The organism is Desmonostoc muscorum LEGE 12446 (genome assembly GCF_015207005.2).
Classification (GTDB): Bacteria; Cyanobacteriota; Cyanobacteriia; order Cyanobacteriales; family Nostocaceae; genus Nostoc; species Nostoc muscorum.
In genome coordinates this window covers 6,966,421-6,980,424 of record NZ_JADEXS020000001.1, presented here as the reverse complement: position 1 = coordinate 6,980,424, position 14,004 = coordinate 6,966,421, and the positions used below count along the sequence as shown (strand labels likewise).

Genomic DNA, 14,004 nt, shown 5'->3' with positions numbered 1-14,004 from the left:
AGGAGTCAAAATTGCTGAATTCAAAAGTTGAGCGGTGACTGAGTACGCCATCGCACATTTACTATGTGATTTCTAGTAGATTACTGGCCAGTTGTAGCGAAGCGATGACCGAGCGCTGTGGCTTAGCTGCTCTCGTGATCCTACAGCGTTGGGTCAACAACTGGCGATTTGTGGTTGTTCTGTTCTGCTGATATCTCATTTAAACTGTAAAACAGAGAGTTGTGATGCCAAATTGCCAGAACCTTTGAACGTGACATCATCACTTCATTTTTTTTTGAGTATGCTTCTGGACAGCTTGTGGTGTCAGGGTTTAGAATCGGTGGGTCTCCTTTGATAAGGAGAGATAATTGATTGGAAACATACTGTTGAAAGCAGATTGCGCCCTATAAAAATAATTTCTCTTTTTAGGAGGGGAAATAATTGATTGGAAACCCTAAATAATGTCACTACTTACAAACATTCGCTGGCGAACTATTCTTTCTCTGGTTATTATTCTCCCCATTGGACTTTTATACAGCCACTATCGCTATTCTACTGGGTGGTTAAACCAAGAGGTAGGAGGAATTTTTTATGAGATATTTTGGTGCTTGTTCGCCTTTCTATTTATCACCACTCACTCTTCAGTTTGGCAAATCCCTTTATGGGTATTGGTAATTACTTGCTTGTTGGAGTTTATGCAATTGTGGCATCCCCCATTTCTAAATTCGGTACGTTCATTTTGGTGGGGAAAAATGTTAATTGGTAGTGCCTTCACTTGGGCAGATTTTCCCTATTATTTTATTGGGAGTGGTTTAGGATGGCTGTGGTTGCGGCTTTGCGTTCGGGGAGTAAAGCTCAAATAATTTAGTCCTTTTGCCATTTTTCGTCATAACTTGGCTATCCACCGAGATATCTGTTGTTTGGGGACACACTGTAAAGTTGTATTAAGCATCGCTTTTCTCCGAACGGTTTTTTTTATTGGGGCGATCGCACCCTTAAATATTGATTCGTAATACCCTACAGTAACGGCTACGTAATTCGTAAGAGAATCGCATACTATAAACAGTCTGTCAAGAGAGTCTGTCTATTTGAATTTGCCCTTGCTCAGGCTAAATTTTGGGTTATTCATATAGTTTTACATTTATTATACGGTAGATTGATCGGTTTACCGTATAATATTTTGAGTTGCGATCGCTTCCTTTGATTACCCTTGACAGCAACCAAAGGAAGCTGACTTTGCGAAAACTACCCTATGGATTAAACTCTGGAGAATTTACATGAGCAACAAGCACATTGAAGTCAAACCAGTAGCTGGTTTTATCGGTGCCGAAATCAGCGGCGTGGATCTTTCGCGTCCTTTGCACGATGATGCAATCAAAGAAATTCGTCAAACACTATTGAAGTGGAAAGTTGTGTTCTTTCGCGGTCAGAACATCGACCATGCTGCACAAATCGCGTTCACATCTCGTTTTGGCGAAGTGACCTACGCACATCCACATGAGGATGAGCCTATTGAAGGTTTCTCACAAATCCTGCCTATTGACCGCAGCCGCTACGAGAAGCGCAACGGCCTGCGCCGTTCCAGCTACGAGAGCCGCTGGCACACCGATGTGACAGCTGTTGTCAATCCCCCTGCGGCATCAATTTTGCGTGCGGTTAACGTTCCCAGCATCGGTGGCGATACACAGTGGACTAATCTGGTTGCAGCTTACGAGGGTCTGTCAGCACCTCTGCGGGCGCTCGCAGACACATTGAAAGCTGAACATCGCTTTAATGCGCGTTTGAATCTGCCCAGCAACAGCAAGATCGCCCAGCGCATCGCAGCCAATCCTTTGGTCTCCATCCATCCTGTGGTTCGGGTTCATCCGGAGACAGGTGAGCGTGCGTTATTCGTTAACCCTGGCTTCACCTCACACATTCTTGACGTGTCACGACAAGAGAGTGACCTGCTGCTTGAGTTGTTCTTCAACCAGATCACCAAGCCGGCCTACACCACCCGCTTCCGCTGGAACAATGGTGACATCGCTTTCTGGGACAACCGCGCCACCTCGCATTTAGCCCCTCAGGATCTGGATCATATAGAAGTTGAGCGTGTACTGTACCGCACCACCATCACAGGCGACGTTCCAGTTGGAGTTGATGGTTTCCGCTCCCAAGTGGTTGAAGGTGAAGCGTTCAGCAGCGAATTACCAACCATCTTGAAGAATAAAGCCCAGAAAATAGAAGCTCAACCAGTGCTTTCATAAGGTACAAGGTCAACCGGATTGCAACTTCAATAAGCAATTTGGTGAAGTACAGATAATTGTAGGGGCACAACATGTTGTGCCCCTACCTGTTTACTTCATTTACCTGAAATACGCTGTAAATTCAAACCCCAAGGTATGGGGTTAATCTAAAATCTAAAATCCAAAATTGTTTGACAGTAGCTAAAAATTTACTTTTGGACTTTATTGGTATCTTCAAGATTATTAATCCATTTAGAAGTATTTATTACCTTACTAATAAAAGTGTCTTGAGCAACTAAAGTTGCTCTATGAAGTTCTTCATCAGTAGCAGTACCTGCATTATTTTGAAAGGCGAGGGTTCCTGTAGCATCAGAAAGAAACTCTACGGAAAAACCTAGATGGGCGGCTTGTCTAGCGGTTGTATCACAACACATTTGAGTCATGTATCCAGAGATCACGACAGTATCAATATTCTTCTCTTTGAGCCAAGTCTCTAATTCTGTCGCTGTGAAACTTCCTGGCAAATTTTTCTCAATCAGGAGATCGTAGGGATATTTGGCAATTTCCGGATGAAGCTCCCATTCTGGACTTCCCTTTTGAAAAATGGGAGAGTTTTCTAGCGGCTGTGTATGTCTAACAACAATCACAGGTATATCTCGTTCTTTAGCAATATTCATCACTTGAAGAATATTATCTAAACTTCCTGATGGATAGGTTATTGGTAATTTACCAGTGAAGTATTCGTTCTGAACATCAATTACTAATAAAGCTCGTTTCATGTTGATTCTTCTCTCTGATAACTGGTAATTATTTGTCAATCAATTTGGATTTGAGGAAAAACTACAGGACTTACGCAAGATGTGACCGAAAACCTTATTCTTGGGTAGCGGTAATTCATGTAGACGCAAAGCGGCTTCCCGCAGGGTATTACCGCTACTTTCCTTATCTTTTGCGTAAGTCCTGAACTATCCAAAATCCAAAATCTTAAATTGCCATAGTGAATCGTTTACGCTAAAAAGCGCCCCCCTTTCGGGAGAGCGCTTTTTATTCTATTTAATTTTCACTCAACTTAGGTAGTGATTAACCGTTGATAGCAGGAGCGGTTAGAGCTACAGGAGCAACATCACTTGCTGCCAAGTCTAAGGGGAAGTTGTGAGCGTTGCGCTCGTGCATTACTTCCATACCCAGGTTAGCGCGGTTGATGATGTCAGCCCAGGTGTTGATGACGCGACCTTGTGAGTCAATGATTGATTGGTTGAAGTTGAAACCGTTCAAGTTGAAAGCCATTGTGCTTACACCCAAAGCGGTGAACCAGATGCCAATCACAGGCCATGCAGCTAGGAAGAAGTGCAAGGAACGGCTGTTGTTGAAGGAAGCGTATTGGAAAATCAAGCGACCGAAGTAACCGTGTGCTGCAACAATGTTGTAGGTTTCTTCTTCTTGACCGAACTTGTAACCGTAGTTTTGAGATTCGCTTTCGGTTGTCTCACGAACTAAAGAAGAGGTAACTAGAGAACCGTGCATTGCAGAGAATAAGCTTCCACCGAATACACCAGCCACACCTAACATGTGGAAGGGGTGCATCAAGATGTTGTGTTCTGCTTGAAACACGATCATGAAGTTGAAGGTTCCGGAGATACCCAAGGGCATACCATCAGAGAATGAACCTTGTCCGATGGGGTAGATCAAGAATACTGCGGTTGCTGCTGCTACTGGTGCAGAGAATGCTAGGCAAATCCAAGGACGCATTCCTAAGCGGTAGGAGAGTTCCCACTCACGACCTAAGTAGCAGAATACGCCAATCAGGAAGTGGAATACTACCAACTGGTAAGGACCGCCGTTGTACAACCACTCGTCTAAGGATGCTGCTTCCCAAATTGGGTAGAAGTGCAAACCGATAGCGTTGGAGGAAGGAACAACTGCACCAGAGATGATGTTGTTTCCGTAAACTAAGGAACCTGCAACAGGCTCACGGATACCATCGATGTCTACTGGAGGAGCAGCGATGAAGGCGATTACGAAGCAAGCGGTAGCAGCTAGCAAGGTGGGGATCATGAGTACACCGAACCAGCCGATGTATAAGCGGTTGTTGGTGCTGGTGATCCAGTTGCAAAACCGCTCCCAAACGTTGGCGCTTTCGCGGCGTTGAATGGTTGCTGTCATTGTTTTATGAATGCGTTATTTGCGAATGAATTAGGCGGCTTTGTTTTCGCCTGTGAATGTACTTTACATTGGTTTACGTTATTTAATCAAGTTTTATTAAGACAGTAAAACTTATAACTTGTATAAATTTTACTTATTTAAAGTCGAGGAGGTGCGATCGCCTACTCACCCAGGCAATCACACCGTCTGAGCGATCGCTCTTTGGTTTTATGAAGATATGTATATATATGTAGAAAATTTTGACAAAAAGCCCAGGTTTGAGAGAGACTGGGCTTTTAACCAGCATTCTACAGGTGCGATCGCAACCGATTAAACAACGGGTGATTAGAGATTAACCTTGACAACCTTGTTCTTTTCTTGCTCAGTTTTGGGTAGTGTCAGATGCAAGATGCCGTCTTTATAATCTGCGGTGACATTGGTGTTTTGAATTCGAGCAGATAAAGGAATTACACGTTGGAATTTGCCGTAGTAAAATTCGGTCTTGGTATTACCGTTTTCTTGGGTTTTAGTTTCAGACTTCCGTTCAGCGCTAATGTGAACAGCATCTTCGGTGACTTGAATATCTAAGTCCTTAGCGTCGATTCCTGGCAGTTCTAGCAACAGAAGAACAGCATCATCAGTTTCTTGTAATTCAGCAGCCGGAACTTTGATAAAATCTCTATCAAGGAATCCAGATGGTACTCTGGTGTCTTCAAATAAGCTATTAATTTGACGTTGTAGAGTGTCGATTTCTCTCCAAGGATTCCAACGAACTAGTGCCATAACTCTTCCTCGCATCAATTAGTTATTTGTTTAATCAGTTTTGCACTTGGGTTTGTGCTTACTTTTAATATTACGTATAGTGAAAACTGCTGTAAATTCGGTTATTCTCACCAAGAAATTGACGATTACCGCACCATCTTATGGATGAAATAAATTACGGTTTACTCTAATTGTTATGTTCGGGAAACCAGAATAGACATGATAATTCAGGAATCAAGTAATTCCTCTATCGCCATTTAGTTGGAGCTTTTTTAACGTGCTAGGAAAGATTGACTCAACCAATATCCAATCGTCCCGAATACAATTATTAGTGATACAGGGAGAAACCATATCCCTAAGTTAGGGTTTGCTGTAGTTGCTAAGTAGAAAATTTGCCATTCAATATAAGCAAATATCCAAACCATTTCAGTTTTTAACCAATTGAGCATTGAGCAGGCAATTTTATACTGCTGCAATGCATTTTGTTCAGTAATTTTCACTGCATAATTAAATGTATGAGGATAACGACTGATAAATGTTAAAAGCCCATAAATTGCTAAACCTACAATTGGTAACAACCAGAGATTTTTTTTGCTTCCCCAACCGTTAGCTTGTCCATCAAATCCAAAGTGGATGGGTATAGTATCTGGTAATGTAAACCAAGCGTGAATAGCTATGCCGAATAATGCCACTAGCCCCGCAAGTGCGATCAAATTTAGTATTTGTGCTTGAGATGATTGAGCAATTAACAAAACAGGTCTATAACGGCTCATGTTAGTAGTTTTTGTAGGGTAATTCGTTTGTAATTTATCTTTACAAGCAGGTAAATGACTTGATACATCAACCAATGGGACGATTTCCAGGATTGACTGCATGAATATATTCACTACCCGATCGCGGTCTTCCTCGTTTATAATAAGCTTCTTCTGGTTTACCCCATCCTAGCTGCAAAATTATTTCCAAAAAGCTAGAATTTTCCCACTTCCATAAACTTGCCCATTCTGTTCTTTCAGCAATTCTCTCGACATCAGGCGTGATAATCTGTTGATGTTGTTTACTATTGTTAAAGCTTAAGTACAAGTCCATCCCCATAGTGACTTCATACCAAAATTCTAAAATAGAATTTTTAGTGGCTTTTAAGATTTCTAAGTCACTTGTAAGCGCTATTAATTCCGTATCTACTTCGGGATAATGCAAGTTTTTACCCTTGACTGTCACCTCCCGCCAAATAATACCTGACACTTGATTTTCTCTTTGGTAGTCGTGAATTGCCGCTTTAAAATCTTGATAGGCTGTGAACTGTTGCAACCCATCAGTTCTGATAAACTGGTCAATTACGGGATTACCAGAAACTGTTACTTCTAATTTTAAGCGTTTTCCGCTGAGGCAAGCTTGGCGTTCGTCTGCCAAAATTTGGATTAGTTCCTGAGTGGTGTAAACCTTTGACATCAGAATACACTCTAGTTAGTCATTGGTTATGGGGTATTGGGCATTGGGGAGCCAGCACGGTTTAGGGGTTTCCCCTATGAGCGACTGGCGTCATGGGGCATTGGTCATTAGCTATGAACTATAGACTATGAATGAACTTTTTAGTTGTGAATACAGAATATTTCAATAAGTGGATGGACATAATTAAACTTCAAATACCAACCAGTGAAATCAGCTTCTAGAGAAGCTTTTAACTTCTGTATTCTGCCCTTTCCCTCCTGCCTTCTTCTTATTATGCTTTCGGATCGAAAACAATGCAGTAACAGATAGCACTAAAAATGAGGGCAGACCAATTTGGTCTACCCAATAAGTTACTGAGCTAACTCACTACTGAACTCATTGAAAGCCCGTCGCTGTAGTTTTGCTGTTTCGGTGCGTGGTAATAAATTAAATATTTTGCGAAATTCATCGTCTATCTCTTCAAAAGGTACTTGACCCTTTTTATTCAAAACGACCTCACCTGATTGATTAAACACCAAAACTTGAGGAACACTCCCAGAATAGTAATATCCTGGTTCTGTGGGATCATAGGCCTCTTTAAACGGGATACTATCTACACTGATGGGGATAATCTCTGCCACCTTGCCATAGAATTCCTGTACCCGTGAAATGGAAATGGCATATCTTTTGGAATCACTGCTGTCATCAAGATAAAACGCCAAAAATACAGGTTTATGTTCTGCTAAAGACTGTGCCAATGTCTGTCTGGAAGGAACCAATGAACCATTACCAGCATAAACTACAAACATGTTGCCATCATATCTATCATCATTGAGACCAGCATATGCAGGTTGCATACTTATAATGAACAGACAAACAACCAACAACACGCATTTGGACAGCAACCTCCGCCAGCCAGTAAGTTTTTTATGTAAAAAAAGAAACCTTGTGCTATTCATCAAAAGAAACCTTGCAAGCTACTACTTGTCGTGAGTTGTGCTGAAATCGGCAAACTGGGCTGGATATGTAATTACGCCCAAGCACTATTTTTTAAGATAACGCCTAGTGAGATTATCTCTTGTAAAAGGGACTGGGGATTGGGGATTGGGGATTGGGGATTGGGTAATCAACTCCAAAATTATGGAAGGGACTATTACCCATAGACAAATTTTGGAATGTTTTCCTAGTTCCCAGTCCCCAGTAACCTCATGTGGGTTTTAACACTAGACCTCTTGCACAGGACTTACGCAAAAGATAACGAAAGTAGCGGTAATACCCTGCGGGAAGCCGCTTTGCGTCTACATGAATTACCGCTACGCAAGAATAAGGTTTTCGGTCACGTCTTGCGTAAGTCCTGTTGCATAAATATTTTTTATCTCCCTTAGGAGAAGTTTGAGCGGCGGCTTGGGTCGTTGGCGCAGCCCAACCCAGGCATCAAAACTTCTCGTAAGGGAGACGCTTCTCTACGAGAGGCTTTGCCAACGCGAACGGTGGGCGCTCCAGAACAGAACGCAAAGAAAGACTTTTGCAAGAGGTCTACTAAATTGTATTAATGAATCGAATGCGAGGCGCTATTCCAGACACCGCATAATGCAACGATCTTGCAGTAAACTACGCATATTTTGGCTCGATGCCCAATATAGTCAAAATAGTCTGCACTAGTAGCTCTGGTTCAATTGGTTTGGAAATATGCTGTTGAAATCCAGCGGCTAGTGCTTGTTGTCGATCGCTTTCTCCAGCATAAGCAGTGAGGGCGATGGCCGGAATTTCTCCGCCTTGCTCAGGCGACTGCTTTCTAATTTGCCGAATTAGTGTGTAGCCATCCATATCCGGCATACCAACATCGCTAATTAGCAAATCAAATTTTGCTTGCCCCAAACTGCTCAGAGCTTCACTTGCTGAGTCCACTTCAGTCACTTGCACCCCATACTGTTCTAGCAGGAAGGCGATGAAATCCCGCGAATCTCTGTTATCGTCTACAAGCAGTGCTTGCAATCCATTCAGATTGAGGTCCGAGCGATTATCAAACGCACTATCATCTTGATTTAGTTTTGCCGTAAGGATGAGTGGAAGCTTGACTGTAAATGTTGCTCCTTGTCCTTCTCCAGGACTCGTTCCCAGAACGGTTCCCCCGTGCAGTTCAACCAAATGACGCACGATCGCTAACCCCAACCCCAACCCCCCAAATTTTCGGGTCGTTGTTCCATCGGCTTGGCGGAAGTAGTCAAAGACGTAGGGCAGAAAGTCGCTAGAGATGCCCCTGCCAGTGTCGCTGACAGTGATTTGAGCGTATTCCAAAGAATGAGTATCTAGTTGATTCATCCCTTCTCCTTCATCCTTTATCCTTTCTAACCGCACCTCTACTCGACCACCGTGTGAGGTAAATTTAATCGCGTTGGAAAGTAAATTCCAAACAATCTGTTGCAGGCGACCGGAATCACCCAACACTTGCCCAATGTTCGATTCAAATATTGATTCAATTTGAATGGATTTAGCTTCAGCAGCGAGCCGCACGGTTTCAAGGGCAGCTTTGATGGTAAAAGGTAGACCGACTGGAACTGTGTTCAAACTCAACTTGCCTTGGAGAATACGCGACACATCGAGCAGATCCTCGATCAGTTGTGCTTGTAGTTTGGCGTTGCGTTCGATGGTTTTGAGCGCGTGCTGAGTTTTGGCTGTGTCCTGCTGGCTCGTTTGCAAAATTTTTGCCCAACCCAGAATCGGATTTAGGGGCGATCGCAATTCATGGGACAGCACCGCTAGAAATTCGTCTTTGATGCGATTAGCTTGGCGCAATTGGTCAGCTTGCTGGTGTAAAGATGAAAGAAGCTGCGCTCGGTCTAGGGCAATTGCCATCTGGTCGCATAGTGCCTGCATTAAATTAGTTTCTGCGGATGTAAACTGGTGGCGGCGGCGACTGCCAAACGAGAGCGTACCAAATAAGTGTCCCTGAGCAATCAGCGGTTGACAGGAGTAGGCAGTGATTCCCAGCGAGCGAATCAAATCGGTTTTTGGATCGTCTGAGTTTTGAATGCCTGCACATACGATTTGATTCCTGGACTGAGCAACCGTCCCACAGACCGTTTGCCCAAACTCCAGCCATTTAATCTCCTGGGCAATGGATTCATCAATGCCTCCATAAGACGTTAGATGAAGCTGGTTCCGATCGCTATCAATGAGGTAATTCAAGAAAACATCTAACTCTAGCAAGCCTTTGAGTTTCCTGAATAAGCTACCAATCAACGTCAGCGGTTGGTCGCTGGAAAGTAAATCCCGTGTAGTTTCATAGAGCAAATCCAGGCGTTGATTGCGCTGTTGTAAAATGATTTCTGCTTGCTTGCGTTCATCCTCGATTCGCTTGCGCTCGGTAATATTTGACAGGATGAAAACGGCACCTGTGAAAGTTCCATGCTCATCAAGTACCGGGTCGATGGTTTTGGCAAACCAGCGCCCTTGGGACTGAAATTCTAGAACTTGCCGTTGGTGAGTTTCTTTAGCACGGCGAAAGCAGGCCCCGTCACCCATTCCCAATTCTGCGTCCATCAACTTATGATGAGGACAACCTAAGATTTCGTGAGGGGGTTTGCAAAAAATCTGCATGATCCCTCGATTACAGCGCACAATTATACCTTCTCGGTCTACCAGACACACGCCGTCGTTGATAGAGTCAAAGGTCGTTTGCCACTCCCGCGCTGAGGACAAAGCAGCTTCCTCTGCCCGTCGAATTCGTAGCAGCGATCGCACCGTAGCCAGCAGTTCAATCGGTTCAACTGGTTGCACTAGATAGGCATCGGCACCACCATCCAAGCCTACTGCTTTATCCTGGCTGTGAACAAAAGTTGCAGAAAGGTGTAGGACGAGAATAAAAGCCGTTTCGGGGTTTGCCTTAATTTGGCGACAGACTTCAAAGCCGCTCAAATCGGGTAATTTGACATCCAGAATTACCAGAGCAGGCTGATACTGAGCAACTGCTTTTAATCCACTTGCTCCAGTTGCTGCTTCCACCACGGTAAAGCCTGCATTTTGCAAAATCCGGGTGACAACGTAACGATTGGCTTCGTTATCGTCAACATGCAGGATCGTCACTTGTGGTTCAGACATTGCTTTCCTCCCAATTACCCAGAACGAGTCCGGCTTTGACGAGCGCATGTTGAAGTTGGGCGATCGCTGCCGTTTGAGAGCCTGTTTCTTTGGAAAGAATGGCGATACTTTGTTCGGCTAACCAACTCCGTACTTCTGCATCTAGTTGGGCAGATGAGTGGATGATCGCAGGAATCGCCTGAGTGACGGAATTGTTTTTAAGCTGTTTGAGTACCTCAAAACCGCTGAGTTCTGGCATCTCCAAGTCAAGTAGGATCGCATTTGGCTGCTCGTGTTGTGCCAAATATAATCCTTCTTGTCCGTTTGCGGCTTCTAAAATACTCAACGGTGTATTCATTAATAGTTGTTTTACAAGATAACGATAGGCGGGGTCATCGTCAATTAACAAAATTTTTTGAGGCTGATTCTGATTAATTAGCTTATTGAGTTTGTTCAACAGAGGCAATCTGTCTACTGGCTTAATTAAAAAGCCGTCAGCTCCTAACGCCAGTGCTTGCTTTTCGTTATCAATGATGGTAATAACGAGTACAGGGATGGTGCGATTTGTTTCATCTCCTTTGATTTCTCGCAAGAACGTCCAGCCGTTTTCTCCTTCTAGCATAATATCTAGCATGATCGCTGTCGGACGAAATTGTTGTAAGGCAAGCCTTGCCTGAGCTAAGGTGCGGGTAGCAATTAATTGATAGGTTGATTCCTGGAGGTGGTTTTCGTAAATAAATAGCGTTTCCGGATGATCTTCAACCACTAGAATGGGCAGGCGAGTTGGCTCAAGTAATGGGGGTTGCAGTAGTGTGGAAAATTCAGTCCTATGTGGGTAGACGATGGGAATTGATGTTGTAAAAGTGGAGCCTTGACCCAGCTCGCTTGTTATCGAAACGCTGCCGCCGAGTAGCTCCGCCAGCTTGCGCGATAACGGCAATCCTAACCCGGTTCCCTTCACCTGCTTTTGTAGAGGGGACTCAATTTGCACAAAATCCTCAAAAATGCGCTCGCGATCGCCTGGAGCAATGCCGATGCCCGTATCAGATACACAGAAGGTGACGGTATGACCTGTTTGCATGGCACTGACGCGTACCTCTCCCTGCTCGGTAAATTTGAGGGCATTGGAGACAAAGTTTCTGAGAATTTGAGCGACTTTGCCCTCATCGGTATAAAGCACAGGTATGGCATCGGCTTCCTCCACAACCAGGGCAACAGAGGAGCCTTGAACCAATAATGGGCGGAGCATTCCCCGCAGCGTGGCAAACAAGTCACTGACTTCAAAGCTACTGGGACGGACTTCAGTTTTTCCAGCTTCCACCTTTGCCAAATCCAGCAGATCGTTGACTAGTTCTGATAATCCGCTTGCCGCCTTTTGGATAAATGTCAACTGCTTTTCTTGCTCGGTAGTCAAATCGCCATCCATACGTGCCAGCAACATCCGAGAGAGCGACAGAATCGAGTTGATCGGCGTGCGAAACTCGTGACTCATGTTTGAGAGAAAACGGGTTTTTAGCTCGTTTACCTTTTGCAGCGAGTCTGCCTTCTCATCCAGTTCCGCATAGAGGGCAATCACACCGCGATTGGTATCTTCGAGTTCCCGATTGAGTTCGGTCAATTCCTCCTCGCGCTTCCGTAGCTCTGCCATTGCCCGCAGTAACTCCTGGTTTTGTCGCTGGATCTCTTCATAGGGATTCTGGGGCGATCGCCCAATTACGTGTTGGCGAATCTGTTGCAATTGCGAATCGGTGAAAGTAGGTGTACGCTTCGACAACCTTTTGCCGATCGCCACCATTGTTCCCTGTTCTGATGATTCAATCTCAAAGAAATCCATCAGTCTGCGGGTGCCCACGATGCCCAGCCCCATTCCTGTGTTAGAGGAGTAGCGTCCTGAAAGAATGTCTGCCAGTTGAGGAATGCCCCCACCCCGATCCTGAATCCGAATCAAAAACGCTTGAGGCTCTCCTTCCAGACAAAATTCAACCGTTCCGCCTTTGGCATACTGAAATGCGTTGCGGGCAATTTCTGAAACTGCCGTTGCCAATCGCGCCTGATCTTGAGCATCAAACCCCAATTCCTGGGCGATCTCGCGAGTTCGTTGCCGAGCTTGCACAACATCCTGTTCGTAGTGGATTTCGAGCGTGAAAAGGATTGTCAACATAATTCGTAATTCGTAATTCGTAATTCGTAGTTACAATCAATCGGGACTTGTACCCTCCATTTTGATTTAGTACTGTCTTGTTGACCACCTTTGGGTGACGCTCGTTCTCCTAACACAGATGCTAGGCGAATGTCGCTAACATCACTTGCCTACGGCGGTAAACCCGCCTACAGCACTGCTTCACTGAATTAATTACGAATTACGAATTACGAATTACGAATTACGAATTATCCTTTCGCCACCAACACCGTCACATCGTCCCGTTCTCGGTTAAAGTCTCGGTATAACACACCTGCGATCAAACTGGGATGTTTTTGACTCAAGCCGGGATAGCGATCGAGCCGCCACTTAGCGCCTAATCCGTCAGAATGCATAATTAAAAGTCCGTTGTCATACCAGGGATAGCTAAACTCTTGAATTTTGCGGACTTCATGTCCGACTGTGCCGTTATGAGATACTAAGTTGCGGTGTTCGGTAAACGAAAAAATACTGGCAGCGATGTTGCCAATTCCGGCAAAGCGGACAGACTGTTGTTCAAAGTCGATTTCGGCAATGGCGAGTGCTGCTCCTCGCGTAGTTCGCAAGGCGGCGTGGGCAGCTTCAACGATCGCCCCAGGAGAACGATGATGATGGTCTTGAAAGATTCTCACGGCTTGGGAAGCAGCACTAGCAGCCGCAGGCCCATGCCCCAAGCCATCGGCTACTAGCAACAAACTGCGGCGACGATCGATTTCACATGCCCAGGCATCGCCTGAAATGTCCTCTCCTTGTTTTGGTAAACAGATCGCTCCAATTTCTAAAATCTTTTCGGGCAGATGGGGTGTTGGGTTTGACCAAAGGTGGGCGAGGAGTGCTGTCCCTTGGTTAGGAATAGAGTAAATTTCAAATAACTCAGAGAGGCGACGAATTGCACCCATTCCATTGCCTAAGGTTCCGCCTGTAGAAAAGCCATCTTGCAAACACTCATCGACATCGACCATCCCCGGTCCTTTATCGAGCGATAAAACCTCAATGCCGAGGGCTAAATCGTGCTTGAGCGCCCGCAGCAACACCACGCCGCTGTGAGCGTGCTGTATCAGATTGTTAGCAACTTCTGTCACCACAATGCCAACTTTGCCCCGTTCTGTTTCCTGAAAGCCGAGCCGAGTTGCTAAAGCCATCGCTACCCGTCGGGCTTCCCCGGTTTGGCTAGATTCAGTAATTGTGATGGCGACAGATTCGATCATT

At 44.8% G+C, this 14,004-nt stretch carries 11 protein-coding genes; 2 read left to right on the top strand and 9 right to left on the bottom strand.

Annotation, left to right across the window (positions count from 1 at the left end; translation table 11 throughout):
• Nucleotides 1–440 precede the first annotated feature (440 nt).
• Both IQ276_RS29035 and IQ276_RS29030 read left to right on the top strand, forming a co-directional pair.
• The gene (locus IQ276_RS29035; protein ID WP_190882593.1) at nt 441–842 is read left to right on the top strand and encodes a ribosomal maturation YjgA family protein; all 402 of its coding nucleotides are present in this window, start codon (nt 441–443) and stop codon (nt 840–842) included.
• 414 nt (nt 843–1,256) lie between these two features.
• Nucleotides 1,257–2,225, top strand: a complete 969-nt coding sequence (locus IQ276_RS29030) for a TauD/TfdA dioxygenase family protein (RefSeq protein ID WP_190882594.1) — start codon at nt 1,257–1,259, stop codon at nt 2,223–2,225.
• A 188-nt stretch (nt 2,226–2,413) separates the two neighbouring features.
• Here IQ276_RS29030 and IQ276_RS29025 read toward each other — a convergent pair whose 3' ends face one another.
• The 9 genes from IQ276_RS29025 to IQ276_RS28985 form a co-directional block, all read right to left on the bottom strand.
• Nucleotides 2,414–2,983, bottom strand: a complete 570-nt coding sequence (locus tag IQ276_RS29025) for a cysteine hydrolase family protein (protein ID WP_190882595.1) — start codon at nt 2,981–2,983, stop codon at nt 2,414–2,416.
• 301 nt (nt 2,984–3,284) lie between these two features.
• On the bottom strand, nt 3,285–4,367 hold the full coding sequence (psbA, locus tag IQ276_RS29020; RefSeq protein ID WP_193920531.1) for a photosystem II q(b) protein: 1,083 nt from the start codon (nt 4,365–4,367) through the stop codon (nt 3,285–3,287).
• A gap of 324 nt (nt 4,368–4,691) precedes the next feature.
• Nucleotides 4,692–5,129, bottom strand: coding sequence for an Hsp20/alpha crystallin family protein (locus tag IQ276_RS29015; protein WP_193920533.1), 438 nt, complete (start codon nt 5,127–5,129; stop codon nt 4,692–4,694).
• A gap of 251 nt (nt 5,130–5,380) precedes the next feature.
• The gene (locus tag IQ276_RS29010; RefSeq protein WP_235116066.1) at nt 5,381–5,881 is read right to left on the bottom strand and encodes a DUF1648 domain-containing protein; all 501 of its coding nucleotides are present in this window, start codon (nt 5,879–5,881) and stop codon (nt 5,381–5,383) included.
• A 67-nt stretch (nt 5,882–5,948) separates the two neighbouring features.
• On the bottom strand, nt 5,949–6,557 hold the full coding sequence (locus tag IQ276_RS29005; protein WP_193920536.1) for a hypothetical protein: 609 nt from the start codon (nt 6,555–6,557) through the stop codon (nt 5,949–5,951).
• Between the two features lie 350 nt (nt 6,558–6,907).
• The gene (locus IQ276_RS29000) at nt 6,908–7,495 is read right to left on the bottom strand and encodes a thylakoid membrane photosystem I accumulation factor (RefSeq protein WP_235116065.1); all 588 of its coding nucleotides are present in this window, start codon (nt 7,493–7,495) and stop codon (nt 6,908–6,910) included.
• A gap of 652 nt (nt 7,496–8,147) precedes the next feature.
• Nucleotides 8,148–10,637, bottom strand: a complete 2,490-nt coding sequence (locus tag IQ276_RS28995) for a hybrid sensor histidine kinase/response regulator (protein ID WP_235116064.1) — start codon at nt 10,635–10,637, stop codon at nt 8,148–8,150.
• Nucleotides 10,630–12,777 (bottom strand): ATP-binding protein, encoded by a 2,148-nt coding sequence (locus tag IQ276_RS28990; RefSeq protein WP_193919049.1) that lies wholly within the window; start codon nt 12,775–12,777, stop codon nt 10,630–10,632. The genes IQ276_RS28995 and IQ276_RS28990 overlap by 8 nt, the downstream gene beginning before the upstream one ends.
• 227 nt (nt 12,778–13,004) lie before the next feature.
• Entirely contained in the window at nt 13,005–14,003 is a 999-nt protein-coding gene (locus tag IQ276_RS28985; protein ID WP_193919047.1) for an ATP-binding SpoIIE family protein phosphatase, read from the bottom strand.
• Nucleotide 14,004 lies beyond the last annotated feature (1 nt).

What these genes read in the sequence shown, in the direction of transcription:
- IQ276_RS29035 (WP_190882593.1), top strand. Translation starts at nt 441, where the DNA reads ATGTCACTACTTACAAACATTCGCTGGCGAACTATTCTTTCTCTGGTT.
- IQ276_RS29030 (WP_190882594.1), top strand. Translation starts at nt 1,257, where the DNA reads ATGAGCAACAAGCACATTGAAGTCAAACCAGTAGCTGGTTTTATCGGT.
- IQ276_RS29025 (WP_190882595.1), bottom strand. Translation starts at nt 2,983, where the DNA reads ATGAAACGAGCTTTATTAGTAATTGATGTTCAGAACGAATACTTCACT.
- psbA (WP_193920531.1), bottom strand. Translation starts at nt 4,367, where the DNA reads ATGACAGCAACCATTCAACGCCGCGAAAGCGCCAACGTTTGGGAGCGG.
- IQ276_RS29015 (WP_193920533.1), bottom strand. Translation starts at nt 5,129, where the DNA reads ATGGCACTAGTTCGTTGGAATCCTTGGAGAGAAATCGACACTCTACAA.
- IQ276_RS29010 (WP_235116066.1), bottom strand. Translation starts at nt 5,881, where the DNA reads ATGAGCCGTTATAGACCTGTTTTGTTAATTGCTCAATCATCTCAAGCA.
- IQ276_RS29005 (WP_193920536.1), bottom strand. Translation starts at nt 6,557, where the DNA reads ATGTCAAAGGTTTACACCACTCAGGAACTAATCCAAATTTTGGCAGAC.
- IQ276_RS29000 (WP_235116065.1), bottom strand. Translation starts at nt 7,495, where the DNA reads ATGAATAGCACAAGGTTTCTTTTTTTACATAAAAAACTTACTGGCTGG.
- IQ276_RS28995 (WP_235116064.1), bottom strand. Translation starts at nt 10,637, where the DNA reads ATGTCTGAACCACAAGTGACGATCCTGCATGTTGACGATAACGAAGCC.
- IQ276_RS28990 (WP_193919049.1), bottom strand. Translation starts at nt 12,777, where the DNA reads ATGTTGACAATCCTTTTCACGCTCGAAATCCACTACGAACAGGATGTT.
- IQ276_RS28985 (WP_193919047.1), bottom strand. Translation starts at nt 14,003, where the DNA reads ATGATCGAATCTGTCGCCATCACAATTACTGAATCTAGCCAAACCGGG.